Raw genomic sequence first — 22,516 nt, forward strand, 5'->3', positions numbered from 1 at the left:
CTGCAACATTTGTGCGGATCAGAACAGGTCCAACCCACAATGCCGCGATGATCGCCGTTTTACGGCTTACATTCAGCGATACTTTCTATGCAGACGGCCGGAGGGGCTTCTCCTCCTCTCGCCAAGCGGGCGCGGAGTGGATATTTGTCTAATAGACGGTCTAGATCCGGGCTACCGAATCGCACGGTATACGGGACGGCCCAACCTAAATGGACTCGCCGTCCCAATCCGGCTTGCTTCACGCCTGTTTCGCTCGTCATGAGGGCTGGATCTGAAATGCATCGAGCGACATTCTCGACAAGTCGTCTCACGGCGCCGTTATTAGCGTTATACAAATCGTCGCCGTTAGCTGCGGCGAGTTCGGCCATTGTCACTAACGGGTCGCTAGCATAGATATGGTAGCCTAACGCGCGTTTACCTCTAGCGAGTTCAGCCGGAAGGAATCCTTTATCGGTCACGCTATTCGCGCCGCTTGTAAACGCCTTTCGACCCCAATCATAGTATTTTCTATTGTCTAATGCTATGCCTGCCGACATGACACCAAGCCCGGCCCAGTAATGCAGGTTATTGGGCGCTTTTTTTCCGCTGTACCGGCGATCTTGAAATTGGATAGTCAACTGTGCGAGTTTATCAATCCACCCCAAAATATCTTGTTGCATGTTCGGGTCTATCGGTATTCGTGCGTCTCTGACCTTAAGCCACGAGATCGAAAAAGCACTGAGCATCCACGCGCGATAAAAATGTGCTTGTGAGCCATCCATCTTTCCGAGTAGCGCACGATCGAGCGAAAATCGATTCAGCCAATTGCGTGCGCATACTGCGGCACCTACATCACCGGTGTTTCGGTATAAATCGGCTAGCTTCATAACCTTCGTGCCCGCGCTGCGGTAGCTGTCGGTAGCTTCTTTATACTCTTCTTGCCGAACTGGATCAGCAACTGAGAAAGCTGAATCCACATAGTAGCCTTTTGCTTTTAGGTCCGGGGAGAGGGTAGGCGCAGTGGGACAACTAAGATCGGATCTGTTCAACTTTACTGGAACCCGGTCCCAGTTGCTCACAAGACCCTCGGAGTGCGCCGTAATGGGCAAAACACAAACAATCCAAGTCAGCGCAAACATGGCGCAAGCACGCGTCCACACGATCGCCCAAGTAGTAACGCGCAGCTCAATTGCCCCACCTGATTGCCCCTCGAATCGCGTACCAACTACGCTTTCCATGTCGCCTCCGACCGAAGATGTTGCCCGCCAGTCAACGAAACCCAAGATTGCAATTCATGACCCCACAGCTTCAGAGCCCGTCGCTTGTCGAAGAGTGCACAAACCCGTACATATGCCGCCGTGCCCATGGCATCTCTAAGGCAACCGTCTTCAACAAGGCGACATACGTAGTCCATCAGTGACTCCATGTCATCGGGCTCCACTAGAAAACCCGTTTCACCATCAACGACAATTTCGCCCAATGCACCGCGCGCGTAAGCTACGACTGGTAACCTTGCGGCCATACCCTCGATAGCGACTCGCCCAAACGGCTCATCGAATTTTGGCAAGCAGAGGAGAAGGTCCATGCTTTCCATCGCCTGGGTAGGGCTAGCAACGTAGCCAAAGAACCGCAAATTCCTTGGTAGTTTTCCAAAACCTGCTGCCTCTGAGGCGTCCATGCCGAATATGACACACACTGCGTTCGATTGCCTAGCCTCTAGCCCACGTGCAACGGTAACAAAATCTTCGACCCCTTTCTTTGGCGAGTTACTACACACTAGACCAATTCTTATAGGATCCGGGACCCGCCTGTTTACAGAGATTTTCGAAAAGGCGGTCACATCTACGAAGTTGGGGATGACGACGGCAGCCCTATGTCCTTCGGCGTAATAATGGCCAAGGAAATTCGAAGGGACAATCACTCTGTCGCTCGTTTCAATGACCCGTGTACGAATATCTTCCGCACTTTCGTCTAGACACTGGCATAAATCAGGATCTCCGCGCGGCATCTCGCGCGCGTGCGTGATGACCCCAACGCCTAGGGAACGTGCGGCCAATGATGGCTCACCGAGCACAACCGTGTTGACGTAAACGGCACGAGGATTCTCTAGCCTAAAAATCTTCGAAAAATTATCTATAACGGACCGATCTGGCGCGCTGCTAGCCCGCCACCACCCATATGGTGTTATGTATAGTTTGTGACAGTAAGGCAACAGGCTCCTAACATAACTAGCGTTATTGGCTGACGGCAAGATGACGACCAATCGGGGACCAAGCTCGCTCAATATGCTTAGCGTATCAGCGAAACTGCGCTCCGCTCCGAAAACTCTTTCCTCGCAGGAATGGCCTACCATCACAAATGTGGGCGCGTCGGCCTTAAGTTCACTTAAGTTGCCATCAAGGCACGTAAAGGGCTCGCGGGCACTAACTGGCCAGGCACGGAGGTAATGAATCGCCGGTACCTCATTATGCGTACTCGCCTCCATGTATTGGAATCTATATCCGCTTGTAGAGAAATTAGGGCCTGGGTCCCGACCCTCGCTAGCACCATGGCGCAGGTAATGGTCTATCAGCTCACCAGAAAATCCTTTCACGTCGGGATAACGACGCACATACCACTCAGGATCAAATAAACCGCTTTGACCGAGCAGGTCTTTGTCTTCGGCGACTTCCAAAGAAGTCACCGGCGCGACACGGAGAATAGATGGGGGAGCAGGAAAGGCACGGGAACTCGGATGGCGGGGAATAAAAAAATCGACAGCACTTTTGTGCCACGCGCCAGCTGCGGCCTGATACTCCTTTCGAACACCTGCTATTTGCGTACGGAGATGAGTAGACGTAGCATTCGTGAGTGAGTTAGGAAGGATGCGACCAAACGAAAGCGGCACATTGGGAAGTACATCGATGCAGGCGCCGGCACCGAACGCAGATTTAAGCCGCAAAAGATACTCGGAATCCGCGTTGACCGAAACTCGGTCCCAGTACCCAAGCCGATTAAACACCTCCCGCCTGAACATCAGCGACGAGGTATTCGGGTAGATCCACCCGCCAGTCATGTTCCATCGGCGAAATTCCAGTTCGGGTGTGCACCGGACCCAAAAACTCAGGCTCGCCATGCAATTGGAATGAGCGAGTATCGCCGAGACTTGACGCTCCAATTTCTCAGGATGAGACCAATCGTCGGCGTCATGTACGGTGATAAAGTCGCCATCCGCAACTGCTAGCGCACTGTTCCGCGCGACATACGCCCCGCCGGTCCGGTCGTGTGAGATCAGACGTACTCTACTATCTCTCTGCTGAAAAGCCGCAACGATTTGCGCCGTCCGATCCGTCGAGGCATCGTCGACGATCAAAACTTCAATATTCTCCCAAGTCTGATTTAGAACTGATTGCACAGCTAGGTCCAGCGTATCTTGGGCATTAAACGCAGGCACAATTACGGATATTTTAAATCGGTTAAGTACGGGACTTACATGGCGACGTTGGCGCCCTTCTGCAATACGTCTCCTACAAAAACGCAAGTCGTCTAAATACGTCAACCCATTCGCGCTTGGGCATTCTAGAGACAAGAGTCCGAACCGCACGTACATCTCATTTAGCCGTCGCAACGTCTCTCCGCACATTGCGCGCGCAAGCATGAAATTGGCGTCCTCGCCCAAAGGCGCCGGCAGCTGTTCGACAAAGGCTAACCCAGCATCGCGGCCGTGCTGGTAGAAGATTTGAGTAAAACGGATCAGCCCGAAGTCAATTGGGGAAATTAGCTGAACCAACGCGGGACAACGACTCGCGAGGTTCAAATGGAACTTCGCGTCGCTCCAGCACCCCTCTTCCACCCGAAGTTTTGCTAAGGCCCAATTTGCATAAGCAATCTCTAATGTTCGCGCGGGACCCGCCACACCTCCCATCGCAATTTCGAACAGGTAATAGGACGCAATTGATCCTGAACCTTCTGCTAGAGCCTTTATCTCATAACGCCGGGCGGATAGGTCACACGGCAGCCGCCCCTCTCGGCGTCCAAAAGACGAGAAGTGTTTCCACGGTTCAATTCGTGCAGCCGAGACATCGGGATACTGATGCAAATACCAATCTGCATCAAAGAACTGGCGAAGCGAATCCAGATATAGGTCGCCGACACGGTAGGTCATAATCTGGGGGTGCACATTAAACTAAGCAGCACATCATCCTCACCTACTCGATGATGTTTAACAGGTGTAAACCTTCCCGCGCTAGACCCGTAAATTGCGCCAACCGTCGACCAGACCTTTTTCATAGCATTCATACAACTCGACTGGAATCGCGCCGCCCTTCACGTCTTGAATAAGGCGATCTTCCGCAGATGTCCAACACAGGCCCAACCGGGAGTTCGTTTCATCATCAAATCCACGTGGATTGCCCGGCAGCATGGTAAATTCACCAAAATACACAGCGCCACAGGAAAGATATAAATCGATTCGTGAAAATGGGGCAAGCAATTTGAGGGAAGTCGAGACTGCAGCCTGCATTAGGGAGTCACTATTCGCTGGTGGCCTCATCTCCAGCCCTAACTTATCATCATACTTGCCCGTTCCGATAGGATTCCATGACGAGTCATACCAACGATATAGACTGCTCCATTTCCCGTCGACGAAGAAATTCCGTTTATGCAAGATAAGCGCGACTTCGCCGTAAAAAGCGTAAAACTTGAAGTCGTCGATAGGCACGAAGGATTCGGGCGATGGAATAAGAAGCTGTTCTACCATCCACAAATTGACTGTATTGGATGCCACCCCAATACGCCTTTTTACGTAGCTTTTATAGGTCTCGGTGCATAACTCTTCAATTGACCGCTCGCGTTGCGCCATGACGTCAAAAAAAACCCCGTGGTCCGTCCGCCGCAGCAAAAGGACGCACCAGCTATTTTTACCGTGGACTGGTTTGACAACAAATTCCGTATCCGTGTGCGAATTAGCCAATGCTAATGCATCAAATAGCCCGATGTTCATCTGGTAAAGACGTGGGACCTTCAAGCCAAAGCTCTCTGCCAGCGCACGACCAACTGGTTTTTTATCAAGCTGCCCTATTACTTTCCGCACTTGTTCCGGTATCAAGCCCTTTCCCCACCTTCGGACTTGCTCCGGAACCATGATATGGTCAAACAACGGCACACTGTGCATATAAATCCTTCTAAGACACGTCGACCTAAGGGTCACTTTATAGGCCTGCGCTGACTACATCGCGCCACGTCAAAATCTGAATTCGGCATCAAGGAAATCCTTGAGCACGGATTCCCCGTCAGGAACGCTATGGCGTGCCACCGACTCTAAAATATTCTTCTGACGGATATCACCACGCTGCAAACTAAACGAGATATTCTGTGAATGATTAAGGACATAAATCGCCGCATCGAACGGAACGTCGGCTAACGGACGCCCCAACTCTTGCGACGTTACACGCCAATATCCGTGCTGTGCAAAAACGTCCAGAATCGACTCCTTCTTGCCTTTTTCGAGGTGAGGGAGTTCGCTGGGAGAAAAATAAAAGATGCCACTACTGCCGCAAACTTGGTCAAACGATGCGTCCCACACTCCAGGAACGGATCCAAGGACTCTATTATTCCAGTCAAGGGCATAGCCCTTGCGAATGGAATAACCCCGGCGGTTATCGTCGGCCAGAATGTGTTCGACTAACCGGCAATGCACCAAATCATCCGCGTCAAGTGGCATAAAGTAACCGCCACCGAGTTTACGCAGATGGTTCGCAAGCAGCAGCCGTTTATACATTTTGTCCTTTCGGTATCCCGCCTTGTCTTTAGGCGGCTTTGCGTCTGACTCAATAAACTGTACCCGAGGATCGCTAAATGCATCCAAATCCGGCCTTTCATGACCACATACTAATACGACAAAGCGCCCGTCGGTCTGACGTAACAGCGAATTCAGCGTTCGCTCGAGCATGTAACAGGTATGCTCCCAGTTCCCCACTACGGCGGAAGCCAGCGATATCCCGAACACGACATTCGGTGTGCTCTTCGTGGTGGCAGACTCGAGGCGGACTGGAACAATCTCACACTTGTATCGGTCTTCGACCAACGGTACGCGAAGTTCATCTGGAACAGGGAACGCTCTGTCGGCCACCTGCAGTGGAAGACATAGACGTCCGCGGCTAAGCGCACGGCGGTGCCAGGCAAGCCACTGCTCAGCATAGGTTTCCCGCACTGGGGAGTACACTTCCTCGTTCACGCCAGTGGCGCCTGAAGTGGTCAAAGAACTGGCATGGTGCAGACCGAGCGTCAATGCCTTACTGATGCCGGCGAGTTTCTTCCGTCCATACTCCGCAGTAAGCCGAGCCCAGAATTCCGAATCAGCTCCCGCGCGCACCTCATCAAAGAGACCTATTTCCTGGAATACCTCCCTTCGAATAAAGGGCGAAGCAGGATTAAAGTGCATATACTCTCGCTGCCATCTGGTGAGCGAAAATGTGCCACTTTCCGAAATCCTAAGCCATTTCGAGCGCGATGCGACTATTTCTGGACGTTTTTGCATTAGCTCAAAATGCAGCTGCAACCGCATGGGATGCATCCAATCATCCGAGTCATGACATGTAACGAAAGCGCCACGTGCGATCATGACACCTTTATTTTTAGACGCGTAGGTACCCATATTCGAATCGTTAAATATGAGTTTAATCCTTCCGTCAAGAGAAGCATAGCGTCGTAGAATTTCGCGCGTACCATCCGAGCTGCAGTCGTCTACAATTATTAATTCAAATTCGTCGAACGTCTGGGCCAGCACCGAGTTGATTGAGTGTTCAACGACAGCTGCCGAATTGTATGTCGTCATCAACACAGTGATTTCCGGATGTTCCGAGCCTAATGTCGGAACCACTGTGTTTTTGATATTTGCGATAGAAAAGATCTGCCCAGACCCAACTTCTGGCACCGGCAATTCCATGCTTCTATACAAGTTGCAGACAGTTTGATTGGCCGCTGCCGATTGCCTATCAGAGATGTAAGCGTTTATTAACGCAACAGACCGTTCTACGTCTTTTTCCGGGCTGTCGGGATTTAATTTATTCAAAAATGCAATCGCCGACTTTACTTGGTCGCGGCTTAACAAAAGTTCCGCGTAGAGGATCTTGTAGGAGAACGGGACTTCGTCACGATCAGCAAGGCCTGCCAGCGATTCCAGAGCAGCCTGCGGATAAGCCTTCAACTGAATATCAATTTTTGCCAATGTGATGGCTAGGGGAGAGGACGATTCCCAACGTTCCAACTCCCTCAATGCTGCATCAGTCGAACCTAAACGAGTTAGGGCTTTCGCAAATAAGACCGACACATTTAGGCAACGCGCCTCGCCAAGAATGGCTGCAGCCTTTTTGGAGCGCGACAAATATTCGCCTGCGCGTATAACGCGGCCAAAAATCCGAAAACTGGAGTTGAGGCGACAACGAAGATAGCTAAGAATGACCTTATCTTCAATCGTCTTCGATCTGCGAAGCGCCTCCTCCACATAAAAAATATCTGCAAATCGTCGGAATCGAAACAGCTCGTCAATTCGACTCAGCTTCGCGTCGGCTGTTTGTTGCTCGGACCACTTAATACCGGCCGCCGACTTCTTTCGTGGCTTGGATGTCTCAGATGGAACCAGTCGTCTGATCTGTGGCTTACCCGCTTCAGAGGGAAGCGTTTTATTACCATCGACTTCGGAGTCCGTCCTGATGGACTTATTAGCCAGATAGTGAGCCAACGGATTAATCGCAGATTCGCGCAATTCCGGATGTCGCTCCAAATATTTCTCCGTAGAAAAATTCGGACTAGGGTCACGGCCGAGCCGCCAACCTAATTTTACGAAATGTTCCACGGCGTCAATGTCGAGCAATGCGACATCAGGATACTGGGCCAAATACCAATTACGGTCAAACAACTCTGACTGTGCCAACAGTCTTACAACGCTACCAACATCACTCAGCATACTTAACCTCATTAAATAACTTCGCCGTTCGCAGAAGGCTTACGCCCTTCGAAGCGCCCATGCTTAATGTAGTGAATCAAGGGATTCATATTTGCTTTTGCTACATCGCTATATTTATTTAGGTAGTACGCTGCGTCAAAGCGAGGCCCCGGGTTGTATCCTTGCGCCGCGCCCAGTTTAAGATAGTGTTCAATGGGAGACATTTTTGAGGCTGTAACTTCAGGATAAGTAGCTAGATACCATTGCGCATCGAACAAACCTGAGGCCTCGATAATTTCTATAAGCCGCCTGTCAGCATGAGCTAGGCCCTTAGATTTTCTGCGCCAAAACAGAGCCGACCAGATAGGTTTAGAAAGAACGGTCACCGGGGGAACAGGACCGTTATTTCCCGCCGGTACATCTTCCGCCTTTTTAGCTGGGGCGGCGCACTCGGACTTCGCCGTAGATTCGCCCTCTGGAGCACTTGCTGTCACATGAGCAGTAAGGATCATCTTGCTCAGCGCAGCGACATCTTCTACCAGCTTCCGCTCCCGACGTTGGCTCGCAGCCAAAAGTGTCTGCAACTCCTTTATCTGAGCTAAGGCATCCTCCGACTCACCCGCCAGCTTTCTGGAATCGGCCGCTTCCAGCGGTGCGCTTGCTAAAGGCCTACCTTCGGCAACATTTTTGCCCAGCCCGCGCGTGTGCGGCAAGCTGTTCGCATTTGTCGAGATCAACGCCTCATACTTGGCCATCAAATCCATATGCTGACGGCTCAACGACACCATCTCGCTCCGAAGCCGATCAGTCTCTTCTAAACGCAACTTAATTGCCGTCTTGCCCGCTCTCAAATCATCCCCATCATGGACTGTCTTCGTCAAACGGTTATTCTGCGCCTCCAAATTTTCAAAGATTAAGCGTAGCAAAGTTGCGTTGGCCGGCTCAGCCGCAGCACTGTAAAGAAACTCAAGCTCCGGTGATGATGGAATGCCCGTCAGAAAAATCGTGAAACCGCCCGGTCCTGGGAAGGATAGATACTGATAACGATTTTTTAATTCGCGTAAAAAGGCTTGAGCCGGTCCCGAATTGATTTTTCCGGGAACACCGGAAAAAAGAAGCAAGGATTTCTCGGAAAGATGCCTTATACACGTGAGCACCTGTTCTCGAGTTTTATCCATGCCCAGCGCTTGAGCGTGAACATGCACCATATCCAGCTCAAACTCGGCGGCAAGATACGTGGCAGCCGTATCAACTGTGGCCAACTCAGAGAAGCTAAATTCCGAGTTACCAGACTCGAAGCTACTCTGCCGCCCTTCGTCCCATTCATCTATCAGAATACCCCGAACATTCGCCGACAAACCCGCTCTTTCAATCGCTTTACACAAAGCGAAGTACATTTCATCGTCATGAACGCCAATATCCCAAATCCAGGTCGGCCTCAGTAGACATATTAACCACTGGACCGCCGATGGGACCCTCTCGTATTCCGGTATCGAAGCGCGCTTTGACTGGTCTAGTGAAAGCATGAAAGTGCGTAGCCACGTCCACAGCAGATCACTGGAGCATACGGACTGTCGCGGTGCAAGGACCTCACTATCCGTAGCGCAGGCAGGCATAACCCCTTCGCTCAGTACGGTCGCCGAGCAATTGCGCTCGCCGTATGATGCCTCCACTCTCAACGGTCTATGTGGACGCTTCTTGTTTCTTGCCCCGACTTTCATGTTGGTATGACCCTGCATTTCTAGATATTGGTTGAGACTGATGAAACTCTCAGTATGCAATGTGCTTGCGACACGCCATAGCGAGTGTGCCCCACTTGTCGCAGCTAATTTCTGCAAACCTCGCATGGAGTGCGCCAGTTTAAGTCATCAATCTGTACCAAAGATGTCACGTGTATACACCTTCTCAACAACGTCCGCGAGAGATTCGCTCATCCGATTTGTCAGAATCACGTCGGAGACCTCTTTAAAATGATTTAAGTCACGTATGACCTGAGAGTGGAAAAACTCGGAATCCGTGAACGTCGGCTCATATATCACTACTTCGATCCCCTTGGCCTTCAGGCGTTTCATCACACCTTGAATGCTCGAAGAGCGGAAATTATCAGAGCCGCTCTTCATAATGAGGCGATGAATACCTACAATGCGAGGGTTGCGACGAATAATATCCTCGGCGATGAAGTCCTTTCGCGTAGTATTTGAAGCAACAATGGCCTGTATTAGGTTTTGCGGAACCACCTTATAGTTGGCCAGCAACTGCTTAGTATCCTTAGGTAGGCAATAACCACCATAGCCGAACGATGGGTTGTTGTACCCGGGACCAACACGGGGATCCAGACAAACTCCGTCGATAATTTGAGCCGTATTAAGTCCATGGATTGCTGCGTATGTGTCTAACTCATTAAAAAATGAGACGCGCATTGCGAGATACGTGTTCGCAAACAGTTTGATTGCTTCTGCTTCGGTGGAACCTGTGTAAAGCACTGGAACATCTTTTTTCACCGCTGCTTGCAATAATAAAGCTGCGAAACCCTCTGCGTGCGAAGATCTATCGCCAATTATAATTCGCGCGGGATGCAGATTATCGTGGAGGGCTTTTCCTTCTCGCAAGAACTCGGGAGAAAATATAATATGCGCACCCGGAAACTCTTCCCGCAGGCGCGCTGTATAGCCCACCGGAACGGTCGATTTAATCACCATTACAGCTTTTGGATTAATCCCCACCACATCTCGCACTACCGACTCAATCGAAGAGGTTTTGAAGTAATTCGAATCAGGATCGTAGTCTGTTGGCGTCGCTATAACGACGTAATCAGCGTTCCCGTACGCCTCTTTCTTGTCTAACGTTGCCTTAAAATTTAGGGGCACATTCGCCAGATAGTGTTCGATATCCGCATCTGCAATAGGAGAAATCTTTCTAGTCAGTAAACCAACTTTGTGCTCATCGATGTCTAGTGCAATCACTTCATTGTGCTGCGCAAGCAATATTGCATTAGAAAGGCCGACATATCCGGTGCCTGCGATGGCGATTTTCATTGCATATCCTCAATGCGTTATCGGAAGATTAATAATTAAAACGAGCCAAGCCCGCCACTTTCAAACGGAAAAAAAAATGGCTGAATCAATAGCAACATACACCATGTGCGCTGGCTTGCCTCGGCGGACCGACGCGGCACACCGTACTTCGTGCCTCACTAACTGTTTGAGGCCACTTAGGTCACAGCCATCGGGTGCTCACTTAGTCGTCAGAACCCCGACTGAAGAGTCCTACCAAAAGCCATCGCCTGAACTATCGGCGTAATGATCTTCTGCCATTCGTGGACAGCAGCGTTGGTTACGTATACGGCATCTTCAGCCTTTACGAGAAAGTCCTTCGCCAAGAATATGGCGGCGGGATCACGCATATTCAGCCGAAAAACCTCTGGGACTGGTTCGGCCTCGCCGGCTTTACGCTCCAGGCGAAACACAAAAACTCCTTGTGGATCAGCCGACGCGTCATCGAGCCATCCTGCCTGGCCGAGTACTTCCAATAGACTCGGCTGATCTGAAGGCAGATCGTGCAGCCCCGGCGCTTTCACGGCCCCCATGGCAACAAAGCGTTTCTTCGCGCGTGACACGACTATTTCGGAACGCGGTGAAATAGGTCGATTGAGACCGTTTAACAAGCTCTGATAGGAATAAACATGCGCCTCTTTGCCATTCCGCACCGTCACGGACACTAAATGCGGCTCCAATAACGGGCCACCGGCCAGATTTATCGCATCCAGAAGGGTTAACGGCCCCTGCAGCGCAGAAAAGCGGCCAGGTTGCTTCACCGCACCCGCCACCAGCACCGATCCTGAGACATCCCCGAGCAGATTGACCATAACCTGCGGGTCGGATGCCACACCCTTGAGTCGACGGCGAATCTCCTCCTCTACCCCAACCAGTGTCTTGCCCGCGACGGAAAATCGGCCAGCATAGGGTAACGAGATCTTCCCAGCGGAATCCACACGTGCCTCGAACTTCGTGCCCCCCGCAGCTAATGGCGCGAATACCGCACTTTCGGCGCCAATATCAGCGATCATTACTTGCAAAACGTCGCCTGGGATTAACCGCACCTCAAAGCTTTTGGGTGAGGAGACCGTCGTCGCGACAGTCTCATCGCGCAGCCGAGCATAAGAAGCGATATTCGTGGGAGCCAGATCCACTAATTCATAGGGGATCGTGCGTTTTTCGGGCGCTTCTACAATCGCGCCAATGCGCGGGCCGGTGCCAGAGAGGATTCCCCCCGCACAACCAGAGAGCAGCACCACTAAACCCAGCGACATAAACAGCCGGGAGGAACTACGCAGGGGAAACGCTGTGCTAGTCACGATGATCCTCAATGCTCGCAATTACGAAGCGGACAATTCCATAGATTAGAAGCAGAGCTACGAACAACGTAATTAAGTTGTATAGCTTGTGTGGATAGGTCGGGTCCTCGGGTAGATTTGGCTGGACCACGGTTACAAGGCTGTGCACGTTCTTATTCGCTTCGATCTTGGCGTTCTGCAATGCCGAGACACTTAGGCGATACGCCTGCTCAGCAATCTCCGCGTCGACGCTTAACTTGCGGTAGGCGGCGGCAACGACGTTCAGGTGGCCCCCCTGCGACGACGAAACCAGATTCGCCTTTTCAGCGTTCAGTTGCCGCTCCAATGCCGAAAGTCGGTTCTTCTGCTGCCGAACCTGGGGCGAGTCTGCATTGAGCGTCGCTTGTAAGCTCTTCAGCGTTGCTTTCTCTGTGGCGATCGTCGCTTCCAGCCCAGCGATGATGCCTGCCTGTGACTTGGCCGAGGCTTCCGCATCCAACAGACTGTTCTTGCTTTGAAATTCGACGAGCTCTTCTCGCTTGCGCTCGTAGTCCGCATGGGCTTTCGCAAGCTCCTCCTCTGCAAACAGCACTTGGTTGCGCGCAATCTGACGAGAAACGTCGTTGATGTATTTCTGGCTCTCGTCCAGGATGACACTTAAGGTCTTATGAGCGAACTCCGGGGTCAAGCCCTCGACTTCGATCGAAATCAGGCCCGTCATCTCATCAATATGGACCGTCACAACCCGCTCGTAGAACTTCAACAGATCTTCCCTGGAAACGGTTTTACTGAGCCAGTAAAACGGATCCGTCAATTGGTCTGCGAAATGCTCGTGCCACTGTAGCCGTTTCTCCAACTGCTGAAGCATGTCGGGGGAGGTCAGGTACTCGTAAAGGAAGATGGTTTCCGCCTTGGAGATCTGACGTGTCGACGTTGCAAGAATAGCGGCGCCGGCATTTTGCTGAGCCATGGCCGCCGCTCCAGCGGAGTCCACCACCACCACTTGGGCGATGCTGGCATAGCGATCAACGGCCAGTACTGCATAGTAAATGGCCGCAAGCAGCATCGGGATCCCTATGATCCAGAGCTGCAATCGCCTATTCCGCCGTTTAGAGCTTTTATTCATTATCGCTTTTCCATGCCTTATTTTTTTCGATACGCTTCGATACCTTGCTGCACATCGTCGTAGACGATAAGCTGGCCTTTATCAACCAGAATCACCAGGTCGCAGAGTCTCTCGACCTCCCGCATATTATGCGTGGTGAGGAAAATCTTCGATTTTACAAGCTTCTGGGCGAAAACTTCCTCGCATTTTTGGCGGAAAGTGTTGTCGCCTGCCGCCATGACCTCGTCGATTAAGTAATAATCGAAATCGAACGCCATACTGAGGCCGAATGCGATCCGAGACTTCATCCCTGAGGAGTAGGTTCGGATAGGCTCATCAAACCAGTCACCTATATCGGCGAATTCCTGCACGTACTTTACCTTCGCGCGCATTTCCTCGCCGACGAACCCATACACCCGGCACACAAACTTCACGTTGTCGCGGGCGCTCATGCTGCCCTGAAATCCTCCTGCCTGACCAACCGGCCAGGAAATACTTTTATCCGTGCGAATCACACCCGAATCTGGCGTGTCGACGCCGGAAAGTAGCCGCATCAGCGTCGACTTACCAGCACCGTTTTTACCAATTAGCGCTATGTTCTTATCGGCGGGAAATGAGAAGGAAAGATTACGAAATATGTACTTTCGGCCGCTCGCGGTCAAATAGGATTTCGTGACGTTTTCGAGCGTAAACATCCTTACACGATTCCTTTGATTGCCAACATCCGATTCTTCCTGACCTTAAAGAGTCCTAAACCAGTACACAGTAGAATGGCTGTAGAGGCGAGGACGTAAGCCAAAGATGTAACGTCGAGCACCCGGTAAAAAGGAAATGCGGCCTCGCGAATAAGCTCAATTAAATGCAAGAAAGGATTCCACTGCACGTACGGCAGCACATAACTTGGGAAACGAGAAACCGGAAACACTGCGCCAGAAGAAAAGTAAAGTACCAGGAATGCGAACCGCACAAACGTCCGCAACTCTGGAAGCAAATCAATGACGACAGCCAAAACCATTCCCAGGCCAAATGACAAACCGACTCCCACAGCGAGTAGAGCCAACCACTCCAAGGGGTGCGCGATCGTCATGTCGTACCCATACCACGCGAACGCAAGTGCCACTATCAGGTATGAAATACACGAGAGACTACACTGCAGAATCGTCCGTGCGACGAACGTATCCATGGGTGTGACCTGTTTATAGGCAAATAGGCCCCGATTGGCCGCAAGCCCCTCCATTATCAGCGTGGCCACCCCACGAAACATCACAAATGGTGCTATACCCGAGAGTAGAAACACGGGAAAGGGAATTGCCTGAATATCGCTCCGACCACGTATGATTCCAATCAGCACGGTCATCACTATGAGCTGAATTACCGGTTCGGCGAGCATCCAGAAAGCACCCATTCGCCGCTGGCCGAAACGCGCCCGCATCTCGCGCAGCAACAACGCGAATACGACGGCACGGGTAATTTCAAGAGGACTGCGGCGTTTCATTAGGAAGCGATTCGACTAAATAGTGCTGCGTTGCAGTATACCGATGATCAATTAATTCTTCCCTGACCGATTGTTCCAAAAAGTTGGACCTTGACAGAACCACTACCGAGGAAGCGTTCATACCACACTCCAAGGAAATCGAACATTAGGCATACCACTCAAACCGAAATCCGGATGCTGGTAGTTCAGATTGGGATTGTAAAAAGGATCATGATGCATTAAGTGCGCCCAACGCGTACGCATGTACTCAACCTCCGCGCGCGCGCGAGCAATTTGTTCAGGATTGGTATCCTTCCCCCGAGTAACCGACTCATGATGATAAAGCAGCGCATGAGGCGTCCACACGACTCGGTAACCTGCGTCACGCACTCGGAGACAATAATCCACGTCATTAAACGCAACGGTCAGTTGGACCTCATTAAGGCCGCCCAAAGCTTGATACACGGATTTCTTGGTAAGCAAACAGGCTGCTGTCACCGCTGACAGGTCTTGGGCGACTAATGCACGACCACAGTAGCCGGGATCATCACGACCAATTCCAGAATGCAGATGATTGGCACAACCACCCGGCCCTACCGTGTCTCCGCCGTGTTGGACCGTTCCATTCCCGTACAACAGCTTGGCGCCAACCGCTCCTACACCTTCTTGCAATAGGCGGCTCACCATCTCACCGAGCCAATCTGGCGTAATGACTTCCGTATCATTGTTCAGCAAGCAGATCAGTTCCCCGTTAGCCTGGGCCACAGCATAGTTATTGATCTTGGAGTAATTAAACGGCTCATCAAACGGCAGTAGGCGCACATTTGGTGAGCGGGCGATTTCCCCCAAGTAGCTCAACGTATTCGGATCGACAGACTGATTGTCCACGACGATAATTTCATATCGCTCGTACGATGTCAGCGTAACCAAGCTTTCAATGCAGCGTTGGAGATGCTGCAAGCCATCTCGGGTAGGAATGATGATACTCACCAGCGGCCGTGCATCCGGCAGGGCATAGCTAACACGACAACGATACTGCCCCATTGCCGCCACGTTCGCGGCCACCCCTTGGGCTGCCAGATGGGTTTGCACTATCTCGCGGGTTTCTTCTCCGTCGGTAGGGTCCGCCAAGCAGTTGTCGTGACGGATGTGCCATAGCGGCGCCGGTACATGCAAGGGTTCCTTACCCTCGGCCGCCAGGGCTAATAGGAGACTATGAAGTATTCCGTTCACGCTGTAGCGCTGCGCTCGAATGCTATCCCAGAATCCTGCCACGTCGCGCAAGCGGCATGCAAAAGCATCGCCCATATAATTGGTTCCCAGTAAGAGCTCGGGCGACCAGTCCGGTTTGAACACCGGATCGCACAGTCGACCATCGACGCCAATCACGTCATGATCCGCGTATACGACGTTGACCCTCTGGTTTCGGTCAATGACATGGGCGAGCCAATACAGGGCGGCTTCGGCAAGGCGATTGCCTTCCCTTAAGATAATCAGCCACTGCTCCCCGGAAGGCCCGGATGAGTCGGACTCAATGGCATCCGCCGAGCGGGAAGCGGACACCAACCTGGGCAACCATCCGTTTTCACGCCAGACTTCCGCAGTGAAATGCGGATAAATTTGCCTATCCAAACCGGCGTTGTAGAGCTCCGATCCGTGCTCCCGCCCTTCCCTTGTCAACAATATGATTTGGAATCGGGGGGGGCTAGACCACTTGGCCAACCGCCTGCGCATTGCCTGGCGGTCTTCGGGTGCGATGCGGTAAAACTCCGCGTACCAGTCCGCGTAGCTACGCATGTAGGCGTTGGCGCGAAAGCGGCAAGCCACTCCGTAGGCGTAATCAAGATCAGTAATCAGCGTACGCACCCGAAAGCCAGCACGAAGACGTCGTTCGACGGGCTGGCGGAAAAAGACCGGCACCGCGCGCCGTAACTGGCGCAGGCGATATTCAATCCAGGTCAGCCGTCGAAGTTCTATCGACAGATCCAACACCTGCTCCTTATCGGAAGGACCTTGAAGCTTTACAGCCTCAATGCCGTCCGGCACGGAAACGATCTCTAAGATACGGCCGCTACGGGGTATAAGGATATCCAGGTCGACAACCCGCCCACCGTGCAGCTTAAATGACAGCACGGCCCCGTAGGCGCGGTCGTGCCCGGTGGCCAGCCCTTGTACCAGGTACCTCCCAGCGGCAGCGGATCCGCTGTCTGAATTAGCAGGCGCCGACCAGTTAGATTCGGGATGTGGTATGAAAACCTTGGTCTGTAAAAACATGTCGCCCCGAATTAACCTCTTTTCAAGCCTGACTTGAGGTTATGCAACCATTGTCTCCAGGTCGGTTCAGAGTCACCTGAGTCCACGATAGGCGCAATGAGCGCTTCGAGCCGGGCAATCTCCGCTTTGACGGCGGGGACCAGAGCCAACATTGCATCGCAAACTTCATTATTTTTATCGTGCAGTTCGAAATATTTCTTATGCTTGACCCGGCCGGCCTTTGAAGCACTGCCTTTCGGGCTTTTGCGCAGTACAAACTCTTCGAATGATTTCACGACGTAATGATTGACACGCAGGTGGTCCCAAACCACCGTTTTGCTCAAACTATCTTTACGGCCCTCGCGAAAATCCAGCTCCTGCCCTAATGCGTTGATGTAGCGCCCGCGCTTTAATGTCGCATGGTGGGGCGTCGTCCAGTGGTCAACATGTTCCGGCCGGACGATTGCCTTGTAATGCTGATTTACGGAAAACTTATTCAAAGAACGCTTGAGAAAGCGCTCGATGACCAAGCCGTCTTCCCAGAATCGATGCCCCGCGGATCCAAAGCACGCCCAATTCAGCGCCAGACCACCCACGTCAGCGTCGGAAAACAGCTCTGTCAGTTTTGGCACAACCGATGAGGCACCCCCCATAGGCGCGATGAACTCGTCGGCGTCAATAAACGCAATCGCGTCCACGTCCGACGGACACATTTTGGTCAGCAGGTTGTACGCCCCAAGCTGCGGGCGCACGTCCGGCTCATCCGGATAATCGACGACCGTGATCGGTTCGTGCTTTTCCAGGGTAGACAGTATCTGTCGGGTCAAATCAGTGCTGCCATTATCGGCGATCAAAAACCGACTGAACCCCACAACCTTGTGGAACGCCAACCATTCCAATACATATGCGTCTTCGTTCTTGAAAATCGCACCCACTGCAAACTTCATAGGATGATGATCAAAATGGTTGTTATGGGTGTTAGAGCAAACTGCGGTCAGATACTGAAGCCGTGATATTTCTGACCCAGCGCCAGAGTAGCGGAGAAGAAGCCCTGTTTATTGCCACAATCGTAGCGGGTGCCAGCATACTGGTATCCAAATACCGGGCGATCGCGCAACATGGCCGCGATACCGTCGGTGAGCTGAATTTCGCCGCCCGCGCCCTTTCCGGTCTGGCGCAGATACTCGAAAATCTCCGGCTCAAGGACGTAGCGACCCACCACGGCCTGCGTGGACGGCGCTTCCTCGGGCGCGGGCTTTTCTACCATGGCGTCCAGGCGCCACGTTTCCTCATTAATCTGATTTCCAGAAATGATGCCGTATTTGTTGGTCTCGCGACGCTCGACGTTTTGAATACCCAGCACGCTGCCTCCGCATGAATGCGCGACCTGCACCAGCTGCCGCGTTACCGGCACGTCGGCATCAATGAGGTCATCGGCCAACAACACGGCGAACGGCTCATTGCCGACGACAGGCGCTGCGCAGAGCACCGCATGGCCGAGGCCCAGCGGCGCGGGCTGTCGAATATATACGCAATTCACGTGCGAAGGAAGAATCCCACGGATAGCGCGCAGCTGCTCTTCCTTGTTCTTCGCCTCCAGCTCGGCCTCTAGCTCGGGCATGGAATCGAAATGATCTTCGATCGCCCGCTTATTACGGCCAGTTACGAAAATCAGTTCCGTCACGCCGGCTGCGACTGCCTCTTCAGCAGCATATTGGATGAGAGGCTTGTCGACGACGGGAAGCATTTCTTTCGGCATAGCCTTCGTCGCAGGCAGGAAGCGCGTGCCTAGCCCGGCGACAGGAAATACAGCTTTACGGATCGGTTTCATAGCGTCCTACAAAAAAAGCGCGAGAATGAAAAATCTTTCAAAATTGGAGCAAGGCGGCCATTGTGCCTAGACGCACAGCAGCGGGTGCAACCGAGTATCAGGTTAGTAACCTAATAATTCCACGTTGCAAAACGCTCAATTAAAGCATTTTTGCCCGCTGATTGATCATTTTTCCCGGAAAATTTTCGCTATATAGTGCCGCCAGCCTATACGACTAGGCTGTTCACGCCAGGAAACTAATTCAGCGAGAACCCGTTCCGGCGTGGTGAACCGCCTGGTGGTTCGACTCACGTAGGTGGGATAAAAGATGAGCGCACCGGCGACGAGTTGGTCGACGGACAGCTTCCGCTGCCGCCTTGCACGCACAGTATCAGTTAGCCCGCGGTCGATACTCAAGCCCCACCCAGCATAAAAAGGCTGCCCGTAGGTGACAACCGGTACCTCGCGCAGGATGGCTTCAAATCCCGACAACGAGGTTAACGTATGCACCTCATCTACACGCGAGAGCAGGCGCTCGATCGAAACATTATCGACAATTTCATCACACCATTGCAGCGCCTCTTTTTCACCCTCGCCAGATTCTCGCAACCCCGCCAATACATCGGGGTGGGGTTTATATAGTAAATAATCATCAGGATTACTTTGCCGGACGCTGCGCAACAGATCTATATTGCGACGGACCCCATGAGCACCGAAACGAATCGATGCATCTGTTTCGACTTGACCAATGACTAATAACACGCGTGCAGTCTGGGAGGGCCGCGTCCAATCGCGCTGAGTCGAAAGATTGTATTTAGTAATACCGGCTGCACATATGGCTTCGCGCAGGGCCCGGGCACGCGCAAGTAGCTCGTCCGTAAAATCCGTCTCAGCAAGGATCCTTTCTAACCGCGACGGTCGAGTGGCATCGTAGTAGATACCTACGTCGTCTTGCACCCATGAGACAGGCCTGACTAAATCAGCACCTAAGCCCACCGAACGAAGAAAGCCGTCTTCCACGCGGATAACCCGCTTGGCCGGCGAGCGCTGAGAAAGGACAGCATCTCGCTTACATCCCCATGTTGCTAGTCCGTCGTGGTGCAACACCCTGCGCGGAAACCAGGAAAATTTGACGCGACTTCCATTAAAAAACTCGCGCACATACCCATGCTTCCAGCCGGAAAAACCAATGGCCGTGATTTGTTCAGGGAAACGCTGCCGCATGCGCCGCTGCAACGCTAGCCACGCCAGCACCACCTCCGCATCACAGCGCTGGCCAGTCTCTGGATCCACATAGCGGCAATAGTCGATTAAAACCGCATGCGCGAGCTGCGGCAGCGAGACTGTCTGCCGCCGGGCCGGCGCGGGCTTCGCATCTGATGTCAGCCCCCACCCTGCATAAAACGGCATGCCAAATGTCCGGACGGGTTTCCCCCACAGTAGCCCTTCGAAACCCAGCTGGGACGTGACGGTGTACACCGCATGCGCCTTGGCCAATAGACTCGCCGGATGCACGTCCCGATCAAGCAGCACGACCCGTGGCTCCGCCCGCAGTTGGTCGAGGTTGAAATGCCCGCGTTTGCGGCCGGCCACCACGTCGGGATGAACTTTGACGACTATGGTTCGAGCCGGATGCTCGTCAAGCGCCGCATCGAGCATACGAAGGAAATCCTCCGGGGCGGCATCTCCGGCGCTAACCGAGGCATCGCCGAAGGTTTGATCCACGACAAGGACAAATCCTGGCTCCAGTCCTGGGCATGCATCATCGCGACTGTGGTTATATTTCGAGACCATGCCGTCACGCCAGGCATGGACTAAGGCCATCGCCCGCCGCGCTTCGCTCGCATCAAGCTGACGCTTGACCAGGGCCTCTAGTCGGGTCGCTTGACCAGCATCCAGGTATAACGCCTGGTCGTCCATGACGATGCTAAGCGGCGGATCATCCGGCCCCAACCCGACTGAACGCAGAAAACCGTCTTCGATGTATCGCACCTGCAGCCCATGACGGTGCGCATAGCGTTGCGCCTTCAACGCGCTGGGCCGCTGCCCCCAGGCAAGTACGCAATCATCTGCCTCGGGACGCCTCGGTGGCGGGTATACAAGTTCGAAATCATCTAGCAGCGCGGCAAGCGTGCTGTGTCTGCGCACGCCCGCCGTACACAGAATGAGGCGGGGCCGTTTCATGACGCCCCGTCAATCATCAAAAAGATCCGCTTGGGCGAATGTTTCCGCTTGCTGATCCTTTTCCGACAGGATGACATCCGAACCAGAAGGCCATTCGATTTTTAATTGCGGGTCATTCCATCGGATCGCGCGCTCGAGATCCTTATCCCAATAATCGGTGGCTTTATAAAGCACATCGGCAGTCTCAGAAAGCGCGATAAACCCATGCGCGAAACCCGCCGGGATCCACAACTGCCGGCAATTCTCTGCTGACAGCACGACGCCAATCCACTTTCCTAACGTGGGGGACCCACGTCGCAGGTCGACCGCGACGTCGTATATCTCGCCCGAGACCGCGCGCACCAGCTTGCCCTGCGCGCGCGGAGCCAATTGGTAATGCAAGCCGCGAATCACGCCTTTAACGGATCGCGACTGATTGTCCTGAACGAATGTGACCGCGTGGCCAGTCGCCTCTTCGAATTGACGCTGATTGAAGCTCTCGAAAAAGTATCCGCGCGCGTCTTCGAACACGCGCGGCTCTAGCACACATATCTCGGGAATCGCAGTGCGAATGATGTTCATCGTACTTCAGCGTTCCGTGACAATATTCATGAGGTACTGACCATAGCCGTTTTTTTTCATCGGTTCAGCCAAAGCCAACAATTGATTCGCATCGATATACCCGAGACGATAGGCAATTTCCTCGGGCGAAGCGACCTTCAAACCTTGACGTGCCTCGATGGTCGCAATGAACTGGCTCGCCTCCAACATGGACTGATGCGTGCCAGTGTCGAGCCAGGCATAACCCCGGCCAAGCGTGACGACTTCGAGCGAATCCTGCTTGAGATACGCCAGATTCAGGTCGGTGATTTCATACTCGCCACGTATTGATGGCTTGATCGTGGCGGCGATTTCAGGCGCCTGCTCGTCATAAAAATACAAGCCGGTGACCGCATAGTGGGATCGCGGACGCAGCGGCTTTTCTTCAAGACTCAGCGCCTTGCCCTGCTTGTTGAACTCGACTACCCCGTAGCGCTGAGGATCCTGCACGTGATAGGCAAATATGGTCGCGCCGGTTTCCTTTGCCGAGACGCTATGCAGCAACCTGGAAAAGTCATGACCATAGAAAATGTTGTCGCCCAACACCAGTGCCGAAGGCGCGCCGTCCAAAAAGGCTTCGCCAATGACCAAGGCCTGTGCCAGCCCCTGCGGCTCGGGTTGAATCGCGTATTGCAGATTGAGGCCCCATTGGCTGCCATCGAGCAATAGCTGCTGGAATCGCGGCATATCTTGCGGCGTGGCAATCACCAGAATGTCGCGTATGCCCGCCAGCATGAGCACGCTGAGCGGGTAATAAATCATCGGTTTGTCATAGATGGGCAGCAGCTGTTTTGAAACAGCCAAGGTCGCTGGATACAGACGCGTACCCGAACCTCCTGCCAAAATGATGCCCTTGCGACTCTTCATGCAGTTGA

Annotated in this window: 16 protein-coding genes; all 16 read right to left on the bottom strand. The window is 52.8% G+C overall.

Annotated features, from left to right (window positions below; all coding sequences use genetic code 11):
• Window positions 1–59: 59 nt before the first annotated feature.
• Window positions 60–1,217 (bottom strand): alginate lyase family protein, encoded by a 1,158-nt coding sequence (locus GOQ25_RS17315; RefSeq protein ID WP_160351717.1) that lies wholly within the window; start codon window positions 1,215–1,217, stop codon window positions 60–62.
• Window positions 1,205–4,123 (bottom strand): glycosyltransferase, encoded by a 2,919-nt coding sequence (locus GOQ25_RS17320; RefSeq protein ID WP_160351718.1) that lies wholly within the window; start codon window positions 4,121–4,123, stop codon window positions 1,205–1,207. Before GOQ25_RS17320 ends, GOQ25_RS17315 begins: the two co-directional genes overlap by 13 nt.
• Before the next feature lie 81 nt (window positions 4,124–4,204).
• Window positions 4,205–5,131 (bottom strand): ATP-grasp fold amidoligase family protein, encoded by a 927-nt coding sequence (locus tag GOQ25_RS17325; RefSeq protein ID WP_160351719.1) that lies wholly within the window; start codon window positions 5,129–5,131, stop codon window positions 4,205–4,207.
• 69 nt (window positions 5,132–5,200) lie between these two features.
• The gene (locus GOQ25_RS17330) at window positions 5,201–7,924 is read right to left on the bottom strand and encodes a glycosyltransferase family A protein (RefSeq protein ID WP_160351720.1); all 2,724 of its coding nucleotides are present in this window, start codon (window positions 7,922–7,924) and stop codon (window positions 5,201–5,203) included.
• 11 nt (window positions 7,925–7,935) lie between these two features.
• Window positions 7,936–9,300, bottom strand: coding sequence for a FimV family protein (locus GOQ25_RS17335; protein ID WP_160351721.1), 1,365 nt, complete (start codon window positions 9,298–9,300; stop codon window positions 7,936–7,938).
• Between the two features lie 471 nt (window positions 9,301–9,771).
• Entirely contained in the window at window positions 9,772–10,938 is a 1,167-nt protein-coding gene (locus GOQ25_RS17340) for a nucleotide sugar dehydrogenase (RefSeq protein WP_160351722.1), read from the bottom strand.
• 209 nt (window positions 10,939–11,147) lie between these two features.
• Window positions 11,148–12,212: a polysaccharide biosynthesis/export family protein gene (locus tag GOQ25_RS17345; RefSeq protein WP_160351723.1), complete on the bottom strand. Its 1,065-nt coding sequence runs from the start codon at window positions 12,210–12,212 to the stop codon at window positions 11,148–11,150.
• 37 nt (window positions 12,213–12,249) lie between these two features.
• The gene (locus GOQ25_RS17350) at window positions 12,250–13,362 is read right to left on the bottom strand and encodes an ABC transporter permease (protein WP_160351724.1); all 1,113 of its coding nucleotides are present in this window, start codon (window positions 13,360–13,362) and stop codon (window positions 12,250–12,252) included.
• A gap of 17 nt (window positions 13,363–13,379) precedes the next feature.
• A complete protein-coding gene (locus tag GOQ25_RS17355) occupies window positions 13,380–14,036 on the bottom strand; it encodes an ABC transporter ATP-binding protein (protein ID WP_160351725.1) in 657 nt (218 codons plus the stop codon).
• A gap of 2 nt (window positions 14,037–14,038) precedes the next feature.
• Window positions 14,039–14,836, bottom strand: coding sequence for an ABC transporter permease (locus tag GOQ25_RS17360; protein ID WP_160351726.1), 798 nt, complete (start codon window positions 14,834–14,836; stop codon window positions 14,039–14,041).
• A 117-nt stretch (window positions 14,837–14,953) separates the two neighbouring features.
• Window positions 14,954–16,948 (bottom strand): glycosyltransferase, encoded by a 1,995-nt coding sequence (locus GOQ25_RS17365; RefSeq protein WP_370519978.1) that lies wholly within the window; start codon window positions 16,946–16,948, stop codon window positions 14,954–14,956.
• A 152-nt stretch (window positions 16,949–17,100) separates the two neighbouring features.
• Complete coding sequence (locus tag GOQ25_RS17370) at window positions 17,101–18,015, bottom strand: glycosyltransferase family 2 protein (protein ID WP_160351727.1); 915 nt, start codon at window positions 18,013–18,015, stop codon at window positions 17,101–17,103.
• Window positions 18,016–18,062: 47 nt separating this feature from the next.
• Window positions 18,063–18,899, bottom strand: coding sequence for a UTP--glucose-1-phosphate uridylyltransferase GalU (gene galU, locus GOQ25_RS17375; protein ID WP_160351728.1), 837 nt, complete (start codon window positions 18,897–18,899; stop codon window positions 18,063–18,065).
• Window positions 18,900–19,064: 165 nt separating this feature from the next.
• Window positions 19,065–21,062 carry a capsular polysaccharide biosynthesis protein gene (locus GOQ25_RS17380; RefSeq protein ID WP_160351729.1) on the bottom strand — a complete coding sequence of 666 codons (1,998 nt, stop codon included), beginning with the start codon at window positions 21,060–21,062 and terminating at the stop codon, window positions 19,065–19,067.
• Window positions 21,063–21,071: 9 nt separating this feature from the next.
• A complete protein-coding gene (rfbC, locus tag GOQ25_RS17385; protein ID WP_160351730.1) occupies window positions 21,072–21,623 on the bottom strand; it encodes a dTDP-4-dehydrorhamnose 3,5-epimerase in 552 nt (183 codons plus the stop codon).
• A gap of 6 nt (window positions 21,624–21,629) precedes the next feature.
• On the bottom strand, window positions 21,630–22,508 hold the full coding sequence (rfbA, locus tag GOQ25_RS17390; protein ID WP_160351731.1) for a glucose-1-phosphate thymidylyltransferase RfbA: 879 nt from the start codon (window positions 22,506–22,508) through the stop codon (window positions 21,630–21,632).
• Window positions 22,509–22,516: the final 8 nt, after the last annotated feature.

It is taken from the genome of Bordetella sp. 15P40C-2 (assembly GCF_009763235.1).
Lineage (GTDB): Bacteria > Pseudomonadota > Gammaproteobacteria > Burkholderiales > Burkholderiaceae_B > Bordetella_A.